5 protein-coding genes, 10 tRNA genes and 2 rRNA genes are annotated in these 6,660 nt (G+C 54.0%); all 17 read right to left on the minus strand.

Annotation, left to right across the window (positions count from 1 at the left end; all coding sequences use genetic code 11):
* Positions 1-5: 5 nt before the first annotated feature.
* Positions 6-2,102: a SpoIID/LytB domain-containing protein gene (locus V4U88_RS23530; RefSeq protein ID WP_334075667.1), complete on the minus strand. Its 2,097-nt coding sequence runs from the start codon at positions 2,100-2,102 to the stop codon at positions 6-8.
* Between the two features lie 59 nt (positions 2,103-2,161).
* Positions 2,162-3,169, minus strand: coding sequence for a Holliday junction branch migration DNA helicase RuvB (gene ruvB / locus V4U88_RS23535; RefSeq protein ID WP_334075668.1), 1,008 nt, complete (start codon positions 3,167-3,169; stop codon positions 2,162-2,164).
* Between the two features lie 30 nt (positions 3,170-3,199).
* Positions 3,200-3,817, minus strand: a complete 618-nt coding sequence (ruvA, locus tag V4U88_RS23540) for a Holliday junction branch migration protein RuvA (protein WP_334075669.1) — start codon at positions 3,815-3,817, stop codon at positions 3,200-3,202.
* Positions 3,814-4,317 (minus strand): crossover junction endodeoxyribonuclease RuvC, encoded by a 504-nt coding sequence (gene ruvC, locus V4U88_RS23545; protein ID WP_334075670.1) that lies wholly within the window; start codon positions 4,315-4,317, stop codon positions 3,814-3,816. Before ruvC ends, ruvA begins: the two co-directional genes overlap by 4 nt.
* 239 nt (positions 4,318-4,556) lie before the next feature.
* Positions 4,557-5,246 (minus strand): BofC C-terminal domain-containing protein, encoded by a 690-nt coding sequence (locus tag V4U88_RS23550; RefSeq protein WP_334075671.1) that lies wholly within the window; start codon positions 5,244-5,246, stop codon positions 4,557-4,559.
* A gap of 136 nt (positions 5,247-5,382) precedes the next feature.
* Positions 5,383-5,456: transfer RNA gene (locus V4U88_RS23555), tRNA-Pro, on the minus strand.
* Between the two features lie 5 nt (positions 5,457-5,461).
* Positions 5,462-5,541 (minus strand) — tRNA-Leu (locus V4U88_RS23560).
* Between the two features lie 12 nt (positions 5,542-5,553).
* Positions 5,554-5,630, minus strand: a tRNA-Arg gene (locus tag V4U88_RS23565).
* A 6-nt stretch (positions 5,631-5,636) separates the two neighbouring features.
* Positions 5,637-5,711, minus strand: a tRNA-Gly gene (locus tag V4U88_RS23570).
* Between the two features lie 18 nt (positions 5,712-5,729).
* A tRNA-Lys gene (locus V4U88_RS23575) sits at positions 5,730-5,805 on the minus strand.
* A gap of 26 nt (positions 5,806-5,831) precedes the next feature.
* Positions 5,832-5,908 (minus strand) — tRNA-Asp (locus V4U88_RS23580).
* Positions 5,909-5,939: 31 nt separating this feature from the next.
* A tRNA-Met gene (locus V4U88_RS23585) sits at positions 5,940-6,013 on the minus strand.
* A 19-nt stretch (positions 6,014-6,032) separates the two neighbouring features.
* Positions 6,033-6,108: transfer RNA gene (locus V4U88_RS23590), tRNA-Val, on the minus strand.
* 31 nt (positions 6,109-6,139) lie between these two features.
* Positions 6,140-6,214: transfer RNA gene (locus tag V4U88_RS23595), tRNA-Glu, on the minus strand.
* 6 nt (positions 6,215-6,220) lie between these two features.
* A tRNA-Asn gene (locus V4U88_RS23600) sits at positions 6,221-6,296 on the minus strand.
* Between the two features lie 9 nt (positions 6,297-6,305).
* Positions 6,306-6,422 (minus strand): 5S ribosomal RNA (rrf, locus tag V4U88_RS23605).
* Positions 6,423-6,536: 114 nt separating this feature from the next.
* Positions 6,537-6,660, minus strand: a 23S ribosomal RNA gene (locus V4U88_RS23610); the annotation flags it as partial.

Here is a 6,660-nt window from a genome sequence, read left to right on the forward strand (position 1 = left end):
AGCCTTCATTCCTTGACAATAGTCACATTTTGATAGTAGTGTTGCAAGATTTTCCGATAATCATACCCGGCGTCGGCCATTCCTTTGGCTCCCCATTGGGATAATCCCAGACCATGGCCGTTTCCTTTACCTATAAACAAAAACGCCTGGGTATCGTCCACGACACGAGCCGCGCCGCTACTGTCCATAACAACGAGGTTTCCGCCGGACAAGTTCTTGGTACCGGAAGCCGTCATGACTTGAACGCCCTCAGATGCCTTTTTGCTGGCGACAACACCATCCGCACCTTGTAAAGTATAACGTCCGGTAGGCACAATATCAAACAGGGTACTCGGTAAGCCGTTCAAAGCCGAACGCAAGGCGTCGGGATATTTGACATCCACAATTTGGCCGTTGGCTTTGACCTGGGTAACCCGACCGGACGGCCCTCTTTGAGTGACCTCAAGACTGTTGATGGGCGAAGGTACCGGGGTGCTCGTTTTGCCTTTCAACGATTTCTCCAATTGCGCCGAACTGAAGGGACCCCGAATCCAGGCATAGGCGTTTGATTCAACCTGTTCACCGAGGACGATCGCCTGGTCGCCCAGATTGATTTTGGCGACGGGGTCCACTCCCGATTGAATCAATGGCAGCGGTCTGACCATGACCGAATTCGACTTGGCGGTCAGTTTCTTTAATCCGGCGGCGGTTGAGCCGCCTGTTAATTCCGCTTGGTCTTGCCGAATATAGCCTGTCTTACCGCTCGATAAAAGGACGTAATACCAGGATTTCAAACCGGCCTGCGCCGCCTGATCCTCCTCGCTCGGCACGTAGGAAAATACCGGATCAAGGCTGTTCCAGACCTCCGAGGAATCCGCTACGGCCCCGCCGCTGTTGGAGGAGAAAATCCCCTCGATGACTTTGCCGTTTACCGTGAGAACCTCACCCGCCGTGCTGTCTACAGCCTGTTTCACGCTCTTTACTTCCTTCTCCGCTCCGTTATAAACCTGGCTTAAGGTCGTGTCAACCAATCCGGCCACTTTGAATCTATTGGCTGAGGCGTTGAACAGCGCGTAACTTCGGGCGGCCACCGCCTGCGCCTTCAGGGATTCCTGGGGCCAGGAAGAAGGAACCTCGGCAGCTACGACGGAATATAAATATTGCTCTAGCGGGACTTCATTAACCAAGGCCAATTGACCGTTATAGCGGCTAATTTCAAAGTCGCCGCGATATTTGCGGTTGGATCGTTCTGCCACCTGGATCAAGGAATCTTCATCGTCCCCAATCCGCAGTGCTGCCTCACTTCCGCTAAGTTCAAAGTGATCTACTGAAGAAGGCGCTGCCAAGTTGAGCGTAACGTCGCTGTGAATAAGCAGCGCGGGCTGACTCGTGTTTGCCGTAGTCCAGGATAGCTGGGGCGCCGTTTGGTTCAGTTGCCCTTTCAACGCCGCAAGATCTGCCTCATTCGCCGCGCCCCCTGCCCATACGCTGTATTGCTGCGGTCCGGTAAGCACCACGAACGCTTCTCCGTTCGGCACATCCAGGGAAGCGCGCACCACTTCCGCTTCGACCTTACTGTCAAAGCTCCCGGCGGAAGCATAATGGACGCCCCGCACGGACGGCTGTTGGCCTTTTAGCGAGGCGGAAAGTGCGGAAGCGGTGCGATCCGCGGCTTTCCGGGCTTCCGCCTCGCTTGCGTAAGGGCCGGTATATATGAGATAGCGGGTGCCTCCGTCTTGTTTCTGTTCAAACGCCACCGGTTTATCGGCGGTTGCCTGCAGCTTCTTTACCGCCGCCGCTACCGTGTTCCAGTCCGTGCTTTCCATGACCTTTACCTTATAGCCGGAAACGCTGAAACGGGCGGATTCTCCGGCCGACAGCCGGACCCAATTGTCCCCTCCCGTCTGCAGACCGGCTCCCCAAGCCGAATCAGCTTTCAAGGTCACCGCCGGAACGGTGGACTTAAAGGTGCCTCCGAAATCCAGAAACATGGCTACCCTTACATTAGCGCTTGTCCCGCGATCGGCCGAAACGGGAAGCTGAAGGGCTCCAGCCAGCAAAAGTCCGGCCAGAAGAGCTTTTCCCCATAGTCTTGGGGAAATCCCCGGCGTCTTGTTCTTCATGTCGCGACTCCTCCTCATGTTGCTGTTGCAGTCCTATTACAGGGTGGCCAGGCGACCCTTTACTTCGGCGGTTCCGGCAGAGGAAGCCCCAAGTGGGCATAAGCCGCCGGTGTTACCACCCGGCCGCGCGGTGTCCGCTGCAAATAACCGATCTGCAGCAGATACGGTTCGTAAACATCCTCGATCGTCTGGCTCTCTTCCCCGATGGTCGCTGCAATCGTGTCCAGGCCGACCGGTCCGCCGCGAAAACTCATGATCATGGCGCGCAGCATCTTATGGTCAATCAGATCCAAGCCCATCGGATCTACCTGCAGCATCTCCAAAGCCTCTTTAGCAATTTCCGGCGTAATCATGCCGTCTCCGCGAACCTGGGCGTAGTCCCTTACCCGCTTTAGCAGACGATTGGCAATCCGCGGTGTCCCCCGCGAGCGAAGCGCGATTTCGTCGGAGGCATTTCCCAGGATCGGGATGCCCAGAATGTCGGCGCCCCGGGACACAATGAAGCTGAGCTCGTCGCGGGTATAGAACTCCAGCCGGCTCACTACGCCAAACCGGTCGCGCAGCGGCGCGGACAATAAACCGGCGCGCGTTGTGGCGCCTACCAGGGTAAAAGGCGGCAGGTCCAACCGGACAGAACGCGCGCTCGGCCCTTTGCCGATCATTATATCCAGCGCAAAATCCTCCATCGCCGGATATAACACTTCCTCCACGGTCCGGTGCAGTCGGTGGATTTCGTCGATAAACAGGACATCGCCTTCCTGTAAATTCGTTAACAAAGCCGCCAGATCGCCGGGGCGCTCGATCGCCGGCCCCGAAGTCGTCCGCAGATTGACCCCCAGTTCATTGGCGATAATATTCGCGAGCGTCGTTTTTCCCAGCCCCGGCGGTCCGTAAAGAAGTACATGATCCAGAGCTTCCTTGCGCATTTTGGCCGCTTCTATATAAATTTTAAGATTTTCCTTGATCCGTTCCTGGCCGATATATTCCGCCAAATAGCGGGGACGAAGGCTTAGCTCCACGGCTTGGTCTTCCATCATCAGATTTGCCGAAATGATTCGGTCTTCCATTTTTCAGCACCTCTTTCCTTCAGCCTATGATCAACCCGCGTACAGCAGCTTGAGGGCCTTTTTCATTACCGAATTGACAGCTTCATCCACATGCACCTGATCCTTTAAGGTGTTCCACACGCGGTCCAGTTCGGCATCGGTATATCCGAGCGCTTTTAGCCCTTCCCGGGCTTCCGGCCAGCCGGGCACACCGTCCACCGACACGACCGCGGCCGGAACCGGATCGAACAGCGAGGCGGTTCCGCCCATGCCATCCAGCTTGTCCTTGAGGTCCAGGATCATCCGCTGGGCCGTCTTTTTGCCAATACCCGGCAGCTTCGTCAAAAATGAAATATTCTCCTGATGAATCGCGGCGACCACGGTATCCGGATTGCCTCCGCTTAAAATTCCCAATGCCACTTTGGGGCCGATCCCCGACACTTCGATCAGTTTGCGGAACAGCCGCTGTTCCTCCCTGGACGGGAAGCCGAACAGTAAAATGGCATCTTCTCTGACGTGATGATGCGTATACACGGTAGTGATCTCCTGATTTTTGGCGGCAAAGGCATAGGGATTCGGACAGAAGACCCGGTACCCTACCCCTTGTACGTCCAGTACGATATATTCACTTTCAAAATGGGCGACCTGGCCCCGCAAAAAATCAATCATGACCGCAATACCTCATTTAGTTTGGAATTTAAAGTGCAGGAATGTGCGTGGCAGATCGCCACAGCGAGCGCATCGGCTACATCATCCGGTTTGGGAATCGCCTGGAGCTTCAAAAACATCCTCGTCATCTCCTGGACTTGCCGTTTTTCGGCCTTTCCGTACCCGACGATAGCCTGCTTGACTTGCATCGGCGTATATTCCGAGACCGGCAACTCTTTTTGCACCGCAGCCAGCACCATCACTCCCCGGGCCTGTCCCACCGACATCGCCGTTGTCACATTCCGATTAAAAAACAGCTTCTCCAAAGCAACCGCATCCGGCTTATACTTGTCGATCAGTTGTACCATTCCCTCATAGACATGAAGCAGCCGCTCTTCCTCCGGCGTATGGGCCTCCGTCTGAATACAACCGTATTGAACGGGTACCAGCTTACTCCCCTGCTTATCGATAAAACCGAAACCGACAATTGCGATTCCGGGGTCGATTCCCAATATTCGCAAAATCCAATCTCTCCCTAGCCTGCTCAAGTCAAGTCTCCGATCCGGCTGTTTGCACCAGCCCCTCGGGATATGTCCGGTAAAGCGAACATATGTATTCACTTCATTATAACAAAAGTTTGAAGGGGTTGAGGAAAAACTTTAATATAAATTCGAAGGCCCTTCGCTAACAAAAAAGAGACGTTGCCTCGCAACGTCCCTGGACTCTTCTCTATTTTAAATACGGGCGGCGGCCCTATTCCTTATTCTTCATCGGTTGGCTTCATGGCTCCTTCGGATGCCTCTACCGCATAGTCGCTAAAGGTGGATAATACACTGTTGTATTCTTCAATATCCCGGATGCGAATACCGTTTTGCAATTGCTCCAATACTTCGGTAGGCAGAGCGCTCTCCATGGTTTCTACGTCCAACTGAAAAAAGGTTCGGATCACCTTTTCCTGTTTGGGCGGTCCTTCAAAAAGGCTCAGATATCCCTTCTTATCAATGCCTACATAACCGTCGCGCTCACATATTTCCGACATGCCCTGCACCTGCTCATCAAACCAAACATCGCCGCCGGCGGCAAGACGCCCGCTCCATTCCGGGTGCTGCTTGGCCAATGCCTCAATCTCCTCGGGACGCATTAACCCCAGAACCGAACTTTCTTGTCCGCAGGTATAGTTCTTGTTCAGATGTACAATCCGGAGATGCTTCGTCCTCCGTAAGTCTTCGAGCCAACCTTCAGCTTCTTCCGAGGTATCGGGGGCAACCCAATTGCCGAGGGCTTCCAGGGCCAGCGGTTCTTCGGTCATCAGGCTTTCCATTTGTTTGGAGAGCGGCAAACCGAGCCAAGCCATAAAGGCAACGATACCGCACGCACAGATGGTAAAAACCTTACGTCTCCATGCTCTCCAACATTTCCCGAGCCACTTTAAAGGATGAAATTTATTCACGAGGATCCCCTTCTATCGGAGTTTTATTGTATATTCTGACCTCGTGTTTCTAGAAATATACAATGCCTTTAGCACCCCGGTTCACATTTCCAATTCCAATAAAAAAAACAGCCATCCGTAAGATGACTGTTTTGGATCGGGACGACACGATTCGAACATGCGACCCCCTGGTCCCAAACCAGGTGCTCTACCAAGCTGAGCTACGTCCCGATAAATGCCGGTGAAGGGACTCGAACCCCCACGGTTTCCCTCACGATTTTGAGTCGCGCGCGTCTGCCAATTCCGCCACACCGGCCTATAAAAAGAATGGCGCGCCCTAAGAGATTCGAACTCCTGACCTTTTGATTCGTAGTCAAACGCTCTATCCAGCTGAGCTAAGGGCGCGCATTATGGAGCGGACGACGGGAATCGAACCCGCGACCCTCGCCTTGGCAAGGCGATGCTCTACCGCTGAGCCACGTCCGCAAAAAAAGAAAATAAAACTGGTGAGCCATGAAGGACTCGAACCTTCGACACCCTGATTAAAAGTCAGGTGCTCTACCAACTGAGCTAATGGCTCGCGTAAGCGAAATCTTAAGATGTAAATGGCGGAGCCGACGGGATTCGAACCCGCGGTCTCCTGCGTGACAGGCAGGCATGTTAGGCCTCTACACCACGGCTCCACACTAGTTAAGCATCCCATTGAAGGGATAATTGCGGGGGCAGGATTTGAACCTGCGGCCTTCGGGTTATGAGCCCGACGAGCTACCGGGCTGCTCCACCCCGCGTCAGTAAAAGAAAATCATATGGTGGAGGCTGAGGGGATCGAACCCCCGACCCTCTGCTTGTAAGGCAGATGCTCTCCCAGCTGAGCTAAGCCTCCGTGCTACTGGGATAAAAACAAAGTAGAGAAATGGTGACCCGTAGGGGATTCGAACCCCTGTTACCTCCGTGAAAGGGAGGTGTCTTAACCCCTTGACCAACGGGCCATGAAATGGCTCCCCGAACAGGACTCGAACCTGTGACAACTCGATTAACAGTCGAGTGCTCTACCAACTGAGCTATCAGGGAATAAAGTTCGCTTGGCGGCGTCCTAGTCTCCCAGGACCCTTCGGTCCAAGTACCATCGGCGCTGGAGGGCTTAACGGTCGTGTTCGGGATGGGTACGCGTGGAACCCCTCCGCCATCGCCACCAAACGTGTTCAGATGTTTGATCACCTGAAAACTGGATACGAAACGTGCTTTGCGTTTTAGTCTCCTCAAGTGCTCAGATCGGCTTGTTCAGCCTGACGCCACTTTTTGGAGTTGTTTTTGGATAAGCCCTCGACCGATTAGTACCTGTCAGCTCCATGCATTGCTGCACTTCCACCCCAGGCCTATCAACCTCGTCGTCTTCAAGGGGTCTTACTAATTGGGAAATCTCATCTTGAGGGGG

The organism is Paenibacillus sp. A14 (assembly GCF_036864815.1).
GTDB classification, from domain to species: Bacteria; Bacillota; Bacilli; order Paenibacillales; family Paenibacillaceae; genus Fontibacillus; species Fontibacillus sanfengchensis.